Raw genomic sequence first — 17,907 nt, 5'->3', positions numbered from 1 at the left:
TTACCAATCCAAACCTCTATCCAGATGAAACAAGTACTGACCATACTCATTCTGTTCTGCTTTCACTTAAGCTCTTCATATGGACAGTCTGTTAATAAAGTACCTGCCCCTGCCATATCGCCTACTGTACATCTTGCTGTTTTGGCTAAGGTATGGGGGTATCTAAAATACTATCATCCCACCGTGTTATCCGGAAAGTATAATTGGGATGACGAACTGGTAAAAATACTCCCTATCATACAGACATGCAAATCCATAAAATCAAGAGACTCCATTCTGTTAAAGTGGGTCAGCAAATTAGGCGCTGTTAATGTATCAGAGAAGTCGGGCATTGATACCTCCCGTACACAGTTACTTCCAGACTACTCCTGGATAAAACAACCTGCACTGACTGGTGAGCTTGTATCCTGGTTAGCGGACATCCGGCATATACAACCTCCAAGCGAACAATATTATGTTGAATTTGACTCAATCCCTATTCCTCTTTTCAAGAATGAGTTATCATACGCCAACACCCCTTACCCAGATACCTGTTACCGCTTGTTATCCTTATTCAGATTCTGGAACATAATACAGTACTTTTATCCGTATCGTGATCTGTCTGACTGGGATCATATCCTCACAGAATATATCCCGCGGTTCATGAATGCTTCAAATGAAAAGGAGTATCTATTAAACGTATTATCGCTTGTGGCACACTTGCACGATGGTCATGCCAATATCACCAGCACACACGAAGTACTTGAATCCTACAAAGGAACCAGGTGCGCTCCTTATGAAATCAGATTTATCGAAAACAAAGCTGTAGTTACTGACTATCTGGATGAATTTATTCCCGGAAATAAGCGACCAGAAAATAGATCGGTTCTGAAAAAGGGAGATGTAATCATTAAAATAAATAATCTTCCTGTTGCTGATATCATTCGTAAAAGACTTCCCTACGTCAGCGGTTCCACATATGCCGCACAGTTGAGGGAGATTGCCATTGATTTACTACGGACAAACAATCCGGTCGTTACAGTGAGTGTGTACCGCAATAACAGCATACAACAGCTGCGACTCCGTAGCTATCCTATAGCGCAGGTTGATTTAAATAAGCGGTTTCACCCAACAGATACCTGCTTTAGCATGATAACTGAGCACATCGCTTACATCAATCCTATAACATTACGTAGTGAGTATATTCCCGGAATAATGGACCGTATACAGCATACCAAAGGCCTGATCATAGACTTCCGGTTACCTCCGCAAGAGAATATGACAGGTATAGGTGATTATCTGTCAGATATCCCCAGATCTTTTGCTATCCTGTCCAGGGCGCGCCCGGATTGTCCCGGTTTATTCACAATATGGGATACGATAAGCATTGGTAAAAAGAACGATATTTCTTATCGTGGAAAGGTGATATTACTAACCAATGAAGATACTCAAAGCGCTGCTGAATTCAGTACCATGGCATTTCGTTCTATACCCGGTGTAAGGATCATAGGCAGCACCACCGCAGGCACCGATGGAGATGTTACTTCCTTTTGCCTGCCAGGTGGCATAAATATCTCCATAACCGGACTGGGTGTATATTATCCCGACGGCGGCAAAACTCAGCAAACTGGTATAAAACCAGATATTGAATGCAAACCCACTATTAGCGGCATTATAAAAGATAAGGACGAATTACTGGAGAAAGCCATTAACCTTATTCTTAACTGAATCAAAATTCACACTATTTATAATATAGCAGTCCCAATTTGATAATAATCAGCAATCTCCCTTGATTAGATTAAATGAGCTTATTCACCAGATGTCAATTTTTCAATGTCATCTAAATCCTTATGACGCCCTGCCGCTTTTTTAGCTTCAATTAAATTATTCAAATGTAAAAAACGAATCATTAATCCATCTTCATTGAAAATCTGCGCTTGCGGAAAAGCTTCTTCAAAATTCACACCTTTGAGTTCCGTTATGATATCAATGCTAACTGGCGGCCGGCCGAAAGAAAATACGTCTGTAGTATCTACGTCTAAGAAATTTTGCTCTGTCATATCAAAAATAGGCAGCCCAAATTCAGCGAAGGCACGAGTGAGTTTTAAATAATTTTCCGCAGTTCTCTTTACCCAGATATCCATGTCACCGGTAACTCTTCTATAGCCGTGTAAAATCACAGCATATCCACCAACCAGGATGTAAGCGACATCCTGGTTATTCATGGCTTGAATAAAATCCCTAAAATCGTCATTAAAGATGGTACCCATTAACGATTCAATTTTCGACGAGAGAAATGCTTTCTATCCAGCTTAGGTTGATCAGCTTCAGAAAAGCCATAAGCTTGGGATATGAGGTAATAAGCCTGACGTAAACGTTCCGGATAAGAAATGCTCTTATCAAATATGTTTGCAGCATCTGCCTCTTTAAACTTCTGCATTCTGAATGCAGTTCTATCAAGTTTGTAATCAGGCATAAATACAGTTTATAAGTAAATATACAAGTTAAGAAGAAATAATATAAAATAGTGCTTTTTCACTTGATGGAGACAGGTTTGGCTTCCGGACCGGTTATGAATGAGCGTTACGATATTCAGATTGCAAGGGACTGGAATGTGGCCTCATCCGGTTCGGGCTATGTGACAAAATATAATGTGCGGACGGAGTACGTGAAGAAGTTTGAAGTGCAAAATGTAGGCAGAGAAATCCACAACGAACTTTGGGCGCCTGCTCAAGAACTGGAAGAGTTCCACAGCGACATTGTGGGCCTGATATACTGTTAGCTGTAAGTTTAACGTGCACCAGGAATCGAACCGTATAAAGCTATGCTCCACAACGATTTGAACTTTGACATTCAAAAAGGAAAAATTGATTTAAAGTAAAGGGCCTCAAGTTCAATGACTTGAGGCCCTTTACTTTTCTGTGCCCAGAACAGGAATCGAACCTGCACTCCCTTTCGAAAACAAGATTTTGAGTCTAGCGCGTCTACCAATTCCGCCATCTGGGCAATCTTTCTCAAGACCTTTCCCGCGTCTGTTGCGGGGATGCAAATGTAGAGAATATTTTTAAAAATCCAATGGGTATTCAAAAAAATTTATTCTTTCTCTGTAATCCTTACCTGTAGCAGGTTCTAAGCTCGTCTCCATTTCAGTAAAAAAAAACGGCCGGGAATCATTAGATTTGAATGTTACAACATCAACCAAACAACCCATTCTTCCGGAAAAATACCAAGCTACTATGAGATCATTATTCACAGCCCTGCTCTCTCTCAGCATGATGCAGGCATTTGCACAGAAAACCTATGTACAATGCGGGAAACTGATAGACGGCTCCGGGGCAGCCCCACGCCAGTCGGTTACCGTTGTTATTGAAGGCAGGAATATCACGGCTATCCAGAACGGCTATACGACCGGCGGCGCCGGCGATGTAACAATCGACCTGAAAGACAAAACCGTATTGCCCGGCCTGATCGATTGCCACGTACACATCGAAAGTCAGAATAGCCGGACAGCCTTCGCGGATGGTTTTCGTTTATCCGATGCCGATATAGCCTACAGGGCTGCCGGCTATGCCCGTAAAACGTTGCAGGCAGGCTTCACTACCGTACGTGACCTCGGCGGCTCCGGCGTCAACATCTCCCTGCGCAATGCTATCAACCAGGGCCTGACTGAAGGGCCCAATATCCTCACTGCGGGACTCCCCATCTCTGCCACCGGCGGACACATGGATGAATCCGTAGGACTGCGGGAAGACATCCGCCCTGCCCCAGGCCCGGAAAAAGGCGTGGCCAACGGCAGGGAAGAGCTGGTGAAGGCCGTGCGCTATCAGTTTAAAAAAGGTGCTGATGTCATCAAGATTGCATCCACCGGCGGCGTGCTGGACCTCAGTAAAGACGGCTCCGGCGCACAGTTCACCGTAGACGAGATCAAAGCAGTGGTGGAAACAGCGAAAGACTATGGCATGCGCGTAGCCTGTCACGCACATGGCGCTGAAGGTATCAAACGCGCTATCCTCGGCGGCGTGAGCTCCATAGAACATGGCACCTACATGGATAACGAAGGCATGAACCTGGCCAAACAACATGGCACCTGGTATGTTCCCACTATTATCGCAGGCAAGTCGGTGGCCGACTCCGCCAAGCTCCCCGGCTTCTTTCCGCCGGTAATTGCCCGCAAAGCCGCTGAGGTAGGTCCGGTGATACAACAAACCTTTGGCAAGGCATACAAAGCTGGTGTGAAGATCGCCTTCGGTACGGATGCCGGCGTATATGCACATGGTAAAAACGCGCTCGAATTCCAATACATGGTGGAGGCAGGCATGCCTGCCATGGCGGCTATCCAGTCTGCTACTGCCAACGCTGCAGAACTGCTCGGGATCAGCAATGAAAGAGGCACCGTAGCCACTGGTAAAATCGCCGATCTTATTGCGGTGGACGGTGACCCTTTACAGGATGTTAAATTGCTTTCTGACGTCAGCTTCGTTATGAAAGAAGGAAAAGTATATAAGAAGAAATAGTTTGTGAGAGACTGACCGAAGCGAATATTTTTTTCTCGCAGAGGCGCAAAGAATTAATTTTCACAGCGAAGATCGAAGCGGATTTTTAAGCTCGCAAAGTAAAGCGATTGTAGTAGATAAAATTTTCTACGTAATTTCTCACCTTTGCGAGCTTAAAAATCCGCTTCGATCTTCGCTGTGAAAATTAATTCTTTGCGCCTCTGCGAGAAAAAAATACGCACCGGTCACCCCCTTGCATAACTCATTTCAACGTGGTCGTGTCGCTGTACGCTACGTTAAATGTATCGATTGCTGTCAGCGCCGGAATATAAGCGGAACGGACAGCCACCTTTGTACCCGCCGTTGCCTGGCTCAGTATTACAGAGTCTTGTTTCGCAGAGAGGTCTGCCGTCTGTACTTTTCCGGCTGCATCGTAGAAAGTAAGACGCGTGTTGATGTTTAATGCCGTATCTGTTGCGGAGAAATACAGCTTATAACCGTTTCCCGGTAGCGCCACCGGCGGTTTTGACGCATTCAGCGGGCGATTCACCAGCGAAGAGATATACAAAGGACCATATATTCTAATACCGGAGAGCGACTGTCCCACTGATTTATTTCCCTTACCATCTACGGTATACAGCACAAAATTCTGCACGTACTCCCCAATACCCGATATCAGCGTTCTCACGGTGTCTCTTGAAGTGCCGGAAGCTGTAAGCCGTAATGAATCGAGGTTATTGTTCCAGTAGATAACATAGCCTGTAATACCAGGATCAGGGCTGGGCTGCCATTGCAATAAAGCGCGCTGATTCCCCGCCCGTGCGGTCAGGCTGCTCACCGGGCCCGGATAGATGATCTCTGTTTCATTCAGCAGCTCTTTGTACTTTGTGGCCTCTTTTGCGCAGGATACAGCTAAAAGCAACATCGCAGGCAATAAAAACGTATATGCTTTCATGTTAGTTTTACTTTGTGTTTCCGAAAAGGGTTATTTCCATGGCATGTGCAAAAGTGGCGCCTGACCAGGATTCTGACACGGCGAGCCGCAGAAATCTTGCTTTAGGCGCTGTGAATGGGAAAGTGAATTCCATACCCTTATTGAAAAATGCCTTGTCTGTTGCCGTTGCTGCAGTGGGAGGCGCACCTGACGGAGGCCCCGGCCATACATAATTACCCATATTCACCCAGTCTCCAAGCACAGTACCTACTTCCGCAAATACCGGCAGTACAACGTCTGCAGGCGCCGGGTTATCTGAGCCCCAGATTGAAAACACTTTCGGGTTTCCATGCCCGTATTCATAACCGGATCTTCCGTAGAGAATAAACCGGCTCAGCTTCGCTGACACACCGAGGCCAAAGGTGCATACAATAGGTAATGGAACATTCTCCTGTACGGTATGCCAGCCGGTTCCGCCGGTGTTGCCATTCCACAGGTTACTCAACTCCCACCCGAAACCGATCTTTGTATCACTCGGCAAACGGTTCACAAAGAACTTGTTTTTGTCGAGCTGAATTTCAAACAATGGACTGACCATCTGATATACCGTATCTGAGTTATTCCCCCACTGGTCTGTGATGTAGGTGGCAAACGCCTTAGGCAGCGTATCAAATCCCCTCACCGAAAAATTGACGGCCGCAAAATCACTGAAGTTCTGCTGATAGATTGTATACTTGGGATCACCGGTTGCCTTGTACAACAATATGGCGCCTACCGGCTTTTTCAGCGGATTGGTGGTTTGTACGTTCACCCCACCGAAATCAGCCTGCATTTTAATAGTCTTTGCTACGAGCTGGTACACAGGGGTGTCTGGGTTCACTTTCACCGAGACCATATCTGATTCCACATCAGCGCGTGATACGGCTGTCAGTTTTACTTCATATTCCTTCTTTTTTGCAAAGCCTTCTACGATGATGGTATCACTGTAGTAGCTGGATTTGGTCTGTCTCGACTTTCCGGTTTCATCGTTGATAATGTAAGCGGCTTTTACATACAATACATTCCCTGTTTTCGGGAGGTCGTAGGTGATGTAAGCGCCGCCTTTAAAGTTGTTCACTTTAACGTTGGACACAACGCCCGGCTTGGTCTTATCTGATGCAACAGGTGTGTTATAGCTCACATCCTTGCTGCACGAAAAATGAATATATACCAGTGCCATCAGGGCTGGCAAAACGAGTTTCAGGAAACGGGATGTCTTATACATAACGTTTAGATTTTAGAGTTACCAGTAAAGTGTCTGAACAAGATTTGGATTGTTGGACAAGGCGCCGTCTGAAAGCGGCCAGAAATAATCCTTTACGGTAACGCCGGGAATAAATAGTGTCTGCAGGGTGTAGAAGCCGCTGTTACTGCTCTGGAAGATGCTCCAACCCTGGATAGGATTAGTCAGGACGGTAATCATTTCCTTCCAGCGGCGGAGATCCCAGCCGCCTTTGCCTTCGAAGCACAATTCAATGCGCCGTTCACGGTGAATGATCTCGCGCAGTCCTTCTTTGCTTGCCGGTTTGGCCGGTGCATTGCTGAATTGCGCCCATGACTCCACCACACCTTTCAGGCCGGCGCGTGCACGTACCATATCAATATACCGGTATGCATCTGCACCGGGGCCTGAGGCTTCGTTCAGGCATTCTGCATAGAGGAGATAGAGATCTGCCAGCCGTATACGCGGCAAGCGGTATGGAGTCTGCTGCACGCCCTCATTGAATACGGTAAGATAGTTGACGAGCTTCTTGGGCCATGCGGCCAGCACATTGATCCTCACTCTGTCTTTAGGCCCTGCTTTTGAAGATGGTCCCTTTGCTTCTATATACAACGGGTTATTCGGATCGGTAATGCCGTTGCCAAACCATACACCGCCGTCAAACCCGATGTTGGCATAATACCTGGCTTCCCTGTTGAAATTGTTCTTCACTGTCGTATAGCCGCTCTTGATATAATATTTGTTGTTGTTATCACCCACCTGCAGATCAAACCGGTGGGCATAATCCCAGGTTCTGTCTTCATTGATCGGTACGCCGTTGCCGGAGTAAAACAGGTCGGTGGTGAACATCGGTACAGTGAAGCTGCCGGCTGCGGATGTAGAGTTCTGCACGGCAGCGGTGGTAAGCCGGGGTATACAGAAGGACTGATAACTGAAGGTGGGGTTCAGCGCCCAGATCACTTCTGCGTTGAGGTCCCATTTCTCTGTAACCGCATTCTGGATGGTTAGTACCCTGCGTAACGAGTCATTGAGTGTAGGCAGGTTTGCAGGCTGTATGAAAGTATACAGGCGCATGTTGAGCGTTGCTGCTTCGTCCAGTGCGGCTTTGCAGGCATCGGCAGCCTGTTGCCATTTAGCCGGGTCTGCGGATGCAGGAAAGAGGGTCTGTCCGTCTTTATTCTTAAACTGTGCGTAATCCGTATTGCCATTGAACAAGGGGCTGGCCTGTGTGGCCAGCACTTCCGCCTTTACGGCCATTGCCACTACTCTGGTAACACGTCCCAGCTCCAGTTGCAGGTTGCCGATCTGCTGGGGCAGGTCAGGGATGGCTTCGTTCAGCAGTTGCACGACATAATTGAACACGGTGTCCACTGGTTGCCGTTTTACGCGGATCTCGTCAATAGGCGCCGTGATAGGCTGATTCACTTTATACACCGGGACCGGGCCGTACATCTTTACCAGGAAATAATGGTAATATGCTTTCAGGAATTTTGTCTCGGCAATCCAGCGGCTCTTTTCATCGGGGCTGAGATCAATCGGCTTGTTGATGTTCTCCAACATGATGTTACAACGGCGGATAGCCTGAAAGATAGCAGAGCCGCCGTTAGTGCCGTCCCAGTAGTTCAGTACAGGGCTGGAAATATTCTGCACCGTACCGCGGATCAGTTGAAAACCTGCATCGGAAATAGGTCTCTCCGAAAGATCATTCGGATAAACAATTTCTCCGGAAGTAGTAAACCCCGGATCATTCACCACATTACTCATTTGTTGCAGGTTGCTATAGCAGGTGAACAGATAGTTCTCTGCCTCATTCCTGTTGCGGAATGCATAGTCTATTGTTCCTACATTCTCCGGCGTCACATCCAGGTACTTCTTACACCCCTGCAAGACGGGAAGCGTAAAGCAAATCGCCATTACATAGAAAATCCTGTCAGTTATATATTTCATGTTGCTTTGCATTTATAAGTTAACATTGAGCCCGACGTTATACACTTTCTGTATCGGGTAGTTGAAGCCATTGCTGCCCAGCTCAGGGTCCCATAGCTTGAACTTCGTGATGTTAAAGAGGTTCAGGCCGTTGACGTAGATGCGGCAATACTTCACACCGATCCGTTGCATCCAGGATCTTGGGAGCACATATCCTATCTCTGCTGTTTTCAATCGCAGGAAGCTACCGTCGCGCAGCCACCAGGAGCTTGGTTGCAGGTTGTTCTCGATAGCCTGCGCACTCACGCCCAGTCTGGGATACAGGGCATAGAGGTTCTGATTCTCTTCGGACCAGTGATTGTCTGCAAAGGCTTGTAGTATCTGTGACTGGCTCTGGATCTGGGGAGAAGGGGGGATGACGAAAGGACTAACAGACCTCGGATCGATGAAGAACGATACTCTCGCCTGTCCCTGGAAGCGGGCATTCAGCTCGAATCCTTTGTAGTTGACAGAAAATCCGAAGCCATAAATAATTTGCGGCACGGTGGGCAATCCCATCGGCACCATGTCTGCTACCGTGATGCGGCCATCGCCGTTCAGGTCGCGGTATTTGATATCGCCACCGCGTGGCGTATTGCCTCCAAATTGTTGCGACGGAGATGCAGCTGCTTCTTTATCATCCACAAAAAGCCTTTCGGCAATATATCCGAACTCCTGCTTCAGCATCGTACCGGATTTATAGCGCCAGGGCTCTGCATACTGCGGCTCTTCATATGTCCCATATGTTCCTTTTGAGTAAGTGAAGTTGGACATAAACTGTACCCGGAGGTTCTTTGAAAATACCTGGTTGTAGTTGGCGGTAAGGTCCAGGCCTTTTACATTTACGGTACCCACGTTCGTCAGAATATCCGCTTCCAGTCCCATACTCGACGGGATGTTCCTTTTCATCAGGATATTACTGCGGTTCTGCTGCCAGTATTCCGCGATGACGTCTAAATTCCTGAAGAGCGTCATCTCTATGCCGGTATTAAGGATCTTTGCTGTTTCCCACGTTACGTTGTTGTTTTCATAATTGTTGATCTTCACGCCTGCACGGCCATAGAAATTATTCAGACCGAAAGCGCTGCCATTACCGGCGTTGAGATTCACGTCAGACAAATAGAAAAAACGCTGCTGGCCAATGTCATCATTTCCGCTCAAACCATAACTGGCTCTCAGCTTCAGTGAGGTAATCACATTTGTCAGGCTTTCACTCCAGAACTTCTCCCTGGACACCATCCAGGATGCGCCAATGGTAGGAAAGAAACCATAGCGGTTATTTTTCGAAAATCTTTCAGATCCGTTATATCCAAAGTTGAACTCCACAAAATAACGGGTGAGATAATTATAGCTCATGCGCCCTGCTATATTGAGATTCCGGTATGGCAGCGAATATTGCAGGCTGGGTTGCTGCGTTACAGGGTCAGTGCCATTTGCCACCAGCCGCTGCTGTCTCACTCCAATTAAAGACGCTGAGATGTCATGATCTCCCAGTTGTTTGTTGTATTCCAGTTGTCCCTGAAACTGCAGAAATGTGTTGGCATCTTTACGTCCGGGCGAATAGATCAGGTACTCCGTGGCGGCGCCGCTGTTACCGGAACCTATGCTGCCCTGGAATATACCACCGGGTAATGAGTTGAGCCATGTGAGTGTATACATATTGGCAGCCTTGTTATAATCCTGTGGCTGCACGGTGTAGTAGAAAGGATTATAAGCCATCGTATTATCAAAGTAAGAATAACGGTTGGTATTGAAGAAGCCATGAAACTTCAACCCGGGCGTAATGAAATTCAGATCCTGGTGCAGCTCCAGTGTGGCCGACATACGCGATTCAGAAAAGCGTTTGTATCCTCTCAACATCTGTGCATAGGGATTGGAATATCCTACGCCTATTCCCTGGCTGGAGCTACCGCCGCTCTGAATGGAGTTGCCAAACAGAATATGCTGTACCAGTTTGTTGGCCGAATCTGGCTCATAATATGCAGGAAACAGTACAGGACTGGTATGTACCGCAGCGCTGTAAAGATCTGAAGAAAAAGAAGCATCATTCGTCAGCGGGCCGCTGTAATCATTGAAGTTGCCCCACAGCCTCAACACCATTTCTGTGCTTTTGGTCAGCTTCACATTTACATTGGAGCGCAGCTGGTAATTTTTATAGTTTACATTGTTGTTGAAATTGTTAACGGAGCTTCTTTTCAGCATGCCGTTATCGTTGCTGAATGAACCGGATACGAGGAAGCGCGCAATGTCTCCTCCTCCGCTCACATTCAGATTGGCGCGCTGAATGGTGGCATACTTTTTAAACAGCAGATCCAACCAGTCTACAGCCGGATACACATAAGGGTTGCTGCCTTGCGCTTTCTTCATCGTCTGCTCCGTGTTGTATATCTTATCTGCATCAAACACGATAGGCTGCAAAGGATCGCGGGTGGTGCTGGCTTCATTATACAGCTTCATGTAAGTAACCGGATCTGCGAGTTTGATGGTTTTGGTGGGAGATGAAATAGCATTCTCGAGGATGAAGTTGAGATTGGTTTTTCCCACCTTCCCTTCTTTGGTTGTCACGAGGATCACGCCATTGGCGCCTCTGGCGCCGTAGAGCGCTGTAGCGCTGGCATCCTTCAGAATGGAAAAGCTGGCAATATCATTCACCTGCAAGCGCGCGAGATCATTGGCTGTAAGCTCCACATTGTCTATCAGTATCAGTGGGCTCTGCCTGTAACCAAAAGAGGTCACACCACGAATAAAAAAGTTGGAGTTGTCCAATCCAGGCTGGCCGCTTTGCTGAAAGCCCACAATACCGGCCACCTGGCCCGTCAGCGCATTGGTGAGGTTACTGCCGGATGTTCTAAGGTTCTCTGCTGAAATAGTAGATACAGAGCCTACCACTGATTCTTTAATCTGCTTTCTGCCGAATGCTGTTACCACTACGTCTGTCAATACCGTTTCGAGTGGTTTCAATTTAATCGCGAATGTTTTTGTTCTCTCTGAGACGGTAATGGTATCCCCTCTGAAGCCCACAAATTTGAGCAGCAGTACGGTTCCCGTTTTTACGTCGAGAATGAACCGGCCGTTATTGTCGGTGGCAGTACCCAGTGATTTGTTATCCGCCGCTACGATGGTAACGCCCGGAAGTGGCCGTCCACTGGTGTCTGTGACAGTGCCTGTGGCCGCGATCTTTTGCTGCGCAACAGATTGTAGCGATAGCAGAAAAAAGAAAATGAATGTGGAATGAAAGGCCCATCTGTGGAATAGTTTACAGAACTCTCTCATGTTGTTTGAAGTTATTGGTAAGGAAAATACTTGCCCGGTTCACCATCCGGCAAACGGTATATTTTGGTTGAAATAAAAGTGATATAAAATTACCTCCCCTTCTCTCCCACTTTATCGGGAGCAGCATACAGTCGCAACAGTTGTAATAAAAAATTCTCCCCTGATTATAGTTCGTCTATAACGCGCATAAAAGATATATTACATTAAACGCTCCTTCTCTCCTGCGTTATTGGGAGCAGCATACAATTCGTAATAGTTGTAGTAAAAAATCCTCCTCTGATTATAGTTTTCTATAACGTGCTTACTACTTACATATGTACCGATAATTTCTCTGGGAAAAGGAACTTATTGATTAGATTACCTGGTTGATACTATTTTTCATCGGGATCATCCGGAACTGTGCAATACCTTCAAACTAAAAAATATGGCTGTTCTCCATCGTTCAAACTACATAATTCGAAAGTAGAAAAAAAAACAAGAGAAAAAAACAACAGGGTGTCTTTAGAGAAAAAAGTATCAGCAATTGAGTGCATTCTATAGATGCGGGTATCTTCCTTCATCCGTCGCCTAAACCCTCTCCATTGCCAGAAACACTAATGAGCATGAGATTTTCGGAGCATCATAATTAATAGAAAAGGTCTTACATACGCCTAAACAATAAAAAGCGGGTGGCTGGTACAAACTGTTCAGGCGTTTCTGAAAATATTGATTATTTTAACCTGTAATTCTTACTGAAAATTGCCCGTTATGTTACCCATTGAAACCTTTGTCATTAATTTAAAAGAACGGTCAGATCGTCTTGACCATATAAAAGGGGAGTTTAAGAACAGACCCGAATTCAATCTGCATATTGAAGAAGCCGAAAAGCATTCTGTAGGCGCCGTTGGGCTGTGGAACAGTGCACACAGGATAATCAGGAAAGCGAAAGACCGCAGACTCCCCTTTATACTGGTATGTGAAGACGATCATCTATTTACCGTACACTATTCAGCAGACCGGTTGCAGTCAGCCATAGAACAGGCGATGCAAAATAATGCAAGCCTGCTGCTGGGAGGGGTAAGCAGTATACATACGGCGATCGAGGTTCCGTCCACCAGTCTCTTCTGGGTGAACCTCTTCTCCGGTTCCCAGTTCGTCATTGTTTTCAAAGAAGCCTATGATGCTATCCTGGCAACGACCTTCCACAGTACTGATCATATTGATCTCGTACTGTCAAGGCTCTTTCCGCACAAGTATATTATTTCTCCATTCATTTCTGTACAAAGAGAATTTGGTCATTCAGACGTAACGCCGTTTTATAGCGTAAACCCCGGATATGTAGATAAGTTATTTGCCAATAGTGATACCGATCTGGGGGATCTGCGGCGGGTTGGGAATTACTATAGAGACTTACAAGGGCAGATCCATCTTGAGGAAATATATCTCAATGAGGTTACTGAAAATTTCAGTATCCCCGTTTACCTTTTCACGAAAGATATAACAGAAGGGCAGGTTGTAATAGACCAGCAATTCAGTAACAGGAGTGAATTTGAGGCAGAACTGATATATCTCGACAATAGTGAAACCGCATTCTGGAACGCAGCACAGCAGATTGTAAAGGCGGCAGCAGAAAACGAAGAAGACCTGATCATCTTCTGTAATGATAAACACATCTTCACAGAAGATTATAACGTAAAAGTACTCTTCAGAAATATACTTGAAGCGCAGGAACAACAGGTAGACATACTTATTGGTGGTGTTCACTCATTTCACAATGCCGTCAGTATCACTGATGGCAGGTATTGGGTCAATGGTGCGCTCGGTGCACAATTCCTGATCATCTACCGTTCATGCTTTGATAAAATTCTGTCCGCCAGTATTGCAGAATATAATACTACCCGGCTCGGAGAAGATCACCTATGTGCAACTACCAGCAATAAGATGATCCTGTATCCATTCATCACCACACCATCTGCTATTACAGTCACAGACAGCCTAAGGAGAGGAAATGGCAACATTGTTGTTGATACAAAAACGGCAGCAGAAAAGCTGCGGATTTACCTGGAATGTACACACGATTTCAGATAATTGCAGTCAGTTCATGCTTATTGATCCCTTCAAGGTATTTATCAAACAACCTTTTATTTCCTGCTTTTTCTACCTCCCTGATCAGGATACCGGCGGAGTCTTTCAGCAGTAACCGTAGCAGCGCTGATGTCTGCGCCAGGTCTTCCCCGCTATGTTCTCCATGACCACTATGGTATGCCCTCAGCATTCCTGAAATATTTGAAATAAGTAACCTGATTCCCGGCGCATATTGATCCGTTTTAAAATGCAGAACAACGTAGTTGTTTTGCTGCTGGAAGGTGAAGAGATAAAAGTAAGGAAGCCGTGCTGCATACGCAGCATTTGCCCCGATAGCCACAGACAGGTACCGTTTAGCCACAGCATATTTCCCGACCTTATAATAATAGTAAGAGATACGTGGATAGGTAAGTATCTTCAGGATATTCTTTTCAGCCGATGTAAGCTCAAATTTACCCATCACTTTCCTGGCCCGGGCGAGTGAGGCTGCGGCTTCATCCAGTTTGTTCTGTTTCGACAATATGAATACCTCAGTATAAACCCGGGATAACATCAGCAGGCATTCCATTGTTTCTTTCTCCAGCAGGCGTTGTTTGCTTATACAGATATATAGCAGATCAACATCGCTCACATTCTCCTGTACATCCTTATGCAACAACTGTTTCATAAGATGGAGCACCTCATCAGTATGAGCGCCGAAACAAGGTTCTGCAGAACCTGTTAACATGGTCATCATCTTTCAGCATTATTAAACAGTACGTTTGTTATAATATGGTATCCTACCGTTGCAATCTCTCCGCCATATTATTTTTCTTTATCCTCGCCAGGCTGGAGGCATAAAAACGTTCCAGGAATGTATATAATAGCAGTTCGTATTTGCGCTGCTGGCTTATGAACAACCTGTTCATGAACATATGTACCACACTTGGCAACCAGGAAGGCGGCAACTCGTCGATACCTCCGGACTTCTCCAATATATCCCTGACAACGGGCAGATTGCGGTACGACCGCTCCTGCAGTATGGTTGCCGGCGCTCTAAAGTTATTATCATCGTCATTCGTTTCGTCCATGAAGTGCACAATGATCTTTTGCTGTTGCCGGTACTTATCGTTTAGTTGCTTCCTCAGTTGCTTCGAGCCGCCTGATTCTTCAAAGAAAGAGTTGCTCATATCTTCCGCCAGCTTATGCTTTTGTTCAAGCGAAAGCCTGAAGTCATTAAAGAGCGTATCTATTCCCCGCAGGGAAAAGTACAGGCGATAATCCCTATTGTATTCGCCATCATGCAGACAGGCAAGGAACTTCAGAACAGCTATACTGTCGTTGTAAAAAAGTGATTCAGCATCTTCTATCAGCAGCGGCGTATATCTTTCGAGTTCTCTCTTGTATTCATCGAGCTTCACATTGCTGACAAATGCCTGTAATGTTCCGTTGGACATTATCCTGCTAAAGTTGCTGAAAACGTCCAGGTTCCTTTCGGCATGATGATTATAGAATCTGATTCTCAGGTGAGCGCCTTGCTCGTCAGAAAAGCGGATGAAGAAGAATTGCTCAAACAGGTGATCATTTTTTTCCTCAATGAATGGCCATATGGTGTTGAGCAGTATTTTCTCAGCAGACTCCACACCACAGTAGATCTTAAAATAAAGCCAGCTGCTGTTTACCGGAAAATGGCGGGAAGGTATATGCATATGTACTTCTCCCGGCTGTGCTGTTTTATGTACTTCCGCTGCCTGCTTTACCGGCATAAAAAGAGGAAGGATCAGCTCACTGGCGTATGATTGGTTGCCGGTATCAGTAACGATGCTGTTGTCTGCTGAAAACAGGTATTCTTCGATTGTGATGCTGCTGTTGCGATGCAGGTATTGTAAGAACAGATCGATGGAAGTTGTCTGGCTGAAGTCCAGGAAAAGCTGGTTGTCGCCATAGGAAAGATTGGCCTGTTGTGGTATTTCCCGTTTATTCCGCCAGGTTTGAAAGAAGTGGAAACGGTCTGTGGTATCTGCAGGCATATCAGACAGCTCCGTTACTTCTATTTTCCATTCTGCTTTCCGAAGGATGATATTTTTATAACAAACCCTCGGAAGATGATTTAGTGATCTCAACAGCCCCCAGTCCCAGATGTTGCAGGCGGCAAGGTTTTCGTTCTGAAGGTCGCAAAGGAATTTATAAACAGGGAGACTTCCGAAGTTGTAATTATGCGCAGTGGTCAGCCGGGGCTTTATTTCCTTATTTAATTTTATGCTGCGCAGGACTATTTTGTTGTTTCTTACGCTGACGGCCAGATCGCTGAAAGGGATCTGAGAATCCTGTGGCATACCGGACTTACCAACATAGGGTATCTCATATCTTCTCAGGTTGGGTCGCAGCAGTACGTTACCTACCCTGGCCTGCGGCAGGTGCACCACCTCTGCATATAGTGCATCGGGGGTATTTTTCTCTTCTTCAACCAAAATATCCTTGATCAGTTGTTCAATGTCCTGGTCTGCGTAGGCAAACCTTCCCAGGAGGTTGGCAGCAGATGGACCTGCAAAGTTGCCCAGGTCGAAGATAAAATTATCCTTACTAAGGGAACCGTTTTCTTTTTTCATCAGGTTCCCCATGATGGCCATGCTGTCAGGGAAACTGAACTTCTCTGTGAATTTCCGGAACGCATTCAGTTCACTTTCTTTTATTTCGATGAAAGGTTGTTTTTCTTTGATATACTCAACATATTTTCTGACGACATACTGGTTGATGTAATCTGAGCTTCCAATCAGTTGTGATGTCTGATTTGTTCCGGGATAGAGGTCATCGATCAGCACATTGCCGAATCCTGTTTTTCCATTGACGTTTCCATATCCTACGCCAAGATCCACATCCAACGCTACGTATAAGGGCACCTCCTGATCCTCGAACATTCTGGTGAAAGCGCTTTTAAATGTCTGTAAGTCGCCGTTTTCATTATTCCTGCTTAAGAGCAACAGGTCACTGACCTGGCCGGTGATCTCATTGATAACGCCTTCTTCGATAGTACGTTGTTGCAGAGAGAGAAACAGATCCGTCTGCGTTGTATTCTTAGGTACTGCTGCATCCGGATCGACCATCTTCAACAGCTCTTCAATATTTTCGATACAGGACGTGACATCTGCAGCAGGGTCTTCGATCAGTTCCTTTACACGTTGAAGCGGTTTTATCAACGGGTTACCGGCGTCTATTCTGATCAGCGAAGAGATCAGCTGTGCTAAATTATCTTCCCCCGTTACACTGGGTTCCAGCTCCGGGATCAGTATCTGTGCATTCAGCAGCTCTTCCATGAAATCTTTTATATCATCTTCTTCTGCATCATCTGCAACGGCTTGCAATGTTTCGTACACTTCCCTGAAAGTAACGCCATTCCTGGCTATATTCAACACAGCCTCGAGATAGTCTGTTTTAGGAACGGAAGTAAGATTGTATATCCGGCTGTTATTTCTGATCGTATATTCTGCGTACCTGTACTCTCCGGGCACCTCATACAGGCTGTTATTGAGGTACATTTTCATGTTTTCCTGTATAGTGCTGCTGCGTACAAGCCGCTCAATCAGTGCAGACAGATAGTTCATATCCAGGCGCGTCTTCTTTTTATAGGTCTGCCTGTCACCCAGTACAAGACTGGTTGCCTCCGGCGTTATATCGATGGTGCTGCAACCAGCAAAGGTGCCGAAGGGAGTACATCTCATACAGCTGCGCACCCAGTACTTCCGGATGCTCAGTAACAGGGCTTCCTGCTCTTCCGGTTTTTTGCTGCTGAACCGTCTCCATTCTTTCAACAACTCTGGTGAAGCCAGCTGCAAGCCGGTCATAAACAGACTGTCACGAAGTCCTTCATCAAGATGATCCATCTTTGATAACGGGTGAATCGGTGTTCTGATCAAAGCCTTCGCAAAATGCTTGTACATGTCGCTTGTTTTTATTTGTGC

General features: G+C 45.9%; 12 protein-coding genes and 1 tRNA gene. 4 read left to right on the top strand and 9 right to left on the bottom strand.

Features of this window, described 5'->3' with window-relative positions:
- The first annotated feature begins 24 nt into the window (after positions 1-24).
- A complete protein-coding gene (locus VM802_RS03295; protein ID WP_325527943.1) occupies positions 25-1,707 on the top strand; it encodes a S41 family peptidase in 1,683 nt (560 codons plus the stop codon).
- 80 nt (positions 1,708-1,787) lie between these two features.
- On the opposite strand, the gene VM802_RS03290 is transcribed toward VM802_RS03295, so the two are convergent.
- Both VM802_RS03290 and VM802_RS03285 read right to left on the bottom strand, forming a co-directional pair.
- A complete protein-coding gene (locus VM802_RS03290; RefSeq protein WP_325527941.1) occupies positions 1,788-2,249 on the bottom strand; it encodes a hypothetical protein in 462 nt (153 codons plus the stop codon).
- A complete protein-coding gene (locus VM802_RS03285) occupies positions 2,249-2,455 on the bottom strand; it encodes a hypothetical protein (RefSeq protein WP_325527938.1) in 207 nt (68 codons plus the stop codon). The genes VM802_RS03290 and VM802_RS03285 overlap by 1 nt, the downstream gene beginning before the upstream one ends.
- Before the next feature lie 66 nt (positions 2,456-2,521).
- Between VM802_RS03285 and VM802_RS03280 the strand changes: the two genes are divergently transcribed.
- Positions 2,522-2,761, top strand: a complete 240-nt coding sequence (locus VM802_RS03280; protein WP_325527936.1) for a hypothetical protein — start codon at positions 2,522-2,524, stop codon at positions 2,759-2,761.
- Between the two features lie 140 nt (positions 2,762-2,901).
- Here VM802_RS03280 and VM802_RS03275 read toward each other — a convergent pair.
- Positions 2,902-2,985 (bottom strand) — tRNA-Leu (locus tag VM802_RS03275).
- Positions 2,986-3,215: 230 nt separating this feature from the next.
- On the opposite strand from VM802_RS03275, the gene VM802_RS03270 reads away from it, so the two are divergent.
- The gene (locus VM802_RS03270; protein ID WP_325527934.1) at positions 3,216-4,493 is read left to right on the top strand and encodes a metal-dependent hydrolase family protein; all 1,278 of its coding nucleotides are present in this window, start codon (positions 3,216-3,218) and stop codon (positions 4,491-4,493) included.
- A gap of 241 nt (positions 4,494-4,734) precedes the next feature.
- On the opposite strand, the gene VM802_RS03265 is transcribed toward VM802_RS03270, so the two are convergent.
- From VM802_RS03265 to VM802_RS03250, 4 genes are read right to left on the bottom strand one after another with little or no spacing between them, the layout of a single operon-like run.
- The gene (locus VM802_RS03265) at positions 4,735-5,427 is read right to left on the bottom strand and encodes a DUF4998 domain-containing protein (RefSeq protein WP_325527932.1); all 693 of its coding nucleotides are present in this window, start codon (positions 5,425-5,427) and stop codon (positions 4,735-4,737) included.
- Positions 5,428-5,434: 7 nt separating this feature from the next.
- On the bottom strand, positions 5,435-6,670 hold the full coding sequence (locus tag VM802_RS03260; protein WP_325527930.1) for a DUF5000 domain-containing lipoprotein: 1,236 nt from the start codon (positions 6,668-6,670) through the stop codon (positions 5,435-5,437).
- Between the two features lie 18 nt (positions 6,671-6,688).
- Positions 6,689-8,614 (bottom strand): RagB/SusD family nutrient uptake outer membrane protein, encoded by a 1,926-nt coding sequence (locus VM802_RS03255; RefSeq protein ID WP_325527928.1) that lies wholly within the window; start codon positions 8,612-8,614, stop codon positions 6,689-6,691.
- 12 nt (positions 8,615-8,626) lie between these two features.
- Positions 8,627-11,905 carry a SusC/RagA family TonB-linked outer membrane protein gene (locus VM802_RS03250; protein ID WP_325527926.1) on the bottom strand — a complete coding sequence of 1,093 codons (3,279 nt, stop codon included), beginning with the start codon at positions 11,903-11,905 and terminating at the stop codon, positions 8,627-8,629.
- 747 nt (positions 11,906-12,652) lie between these two features.
- Here VM802_RS03250 and VM802_RS03245 point away from each other — a divergent pair.
- Positions 12,653-13,972, top strand: a complete 1,320-nt coding sequence (locus VM802_RS03245) for a glycosyltransferase family 25 protein (protein WP_325527924.1) — start codon at positions 12,653-12,655, stop codon at positions 13,970-13,972.
- Here the strand turns inward: VM802_RS03245 and VM802_RS03240 are convergent.
- Positions 13,965-14,705 carry a hypothetical protein gene (locus VM802_RS03240; RefSeq protein WP_325527922.1) on the bottom strand — a complete coding sequence of 247 codons (741 nt, stop codon included), beginning with the start codon at positions 14,703-14,705 and terminating at the stop codon, positions 13,965-13,967. The genes VM802_RS03245 and VM802_RS03240 overlap by 8 nt on opposite strands.
- Before the next feature lie 43 nt (positions 14,706-14,748).
- Positions 14,749-17,886: a lantibiotic dehydratase gene (locus tag VM802_RS03235; RefSeq protein ID WP_325527920.1), complete on the bottom strand. Its 3,138-nt coding sequence runs from the start codon at positions 17,884-17,886 to the stop codon at positions 14,749-14,751.
- Positions 17,887-17,907: the final 21 nt, after the last annotated feature.

It is taken from the genome of Chitinophaga sp. (assembly GCF_035538455.1).
Lineage (GTDB): Bacteria > Bacteroidota > Bacteroidia > Chitinophagales > Chitinophagaceae > Chitinophaga.
Note: the sequence above shows the minus strand (reverse complement) of the source record. Positions and strands in the feature narration are given on the sequence as shown.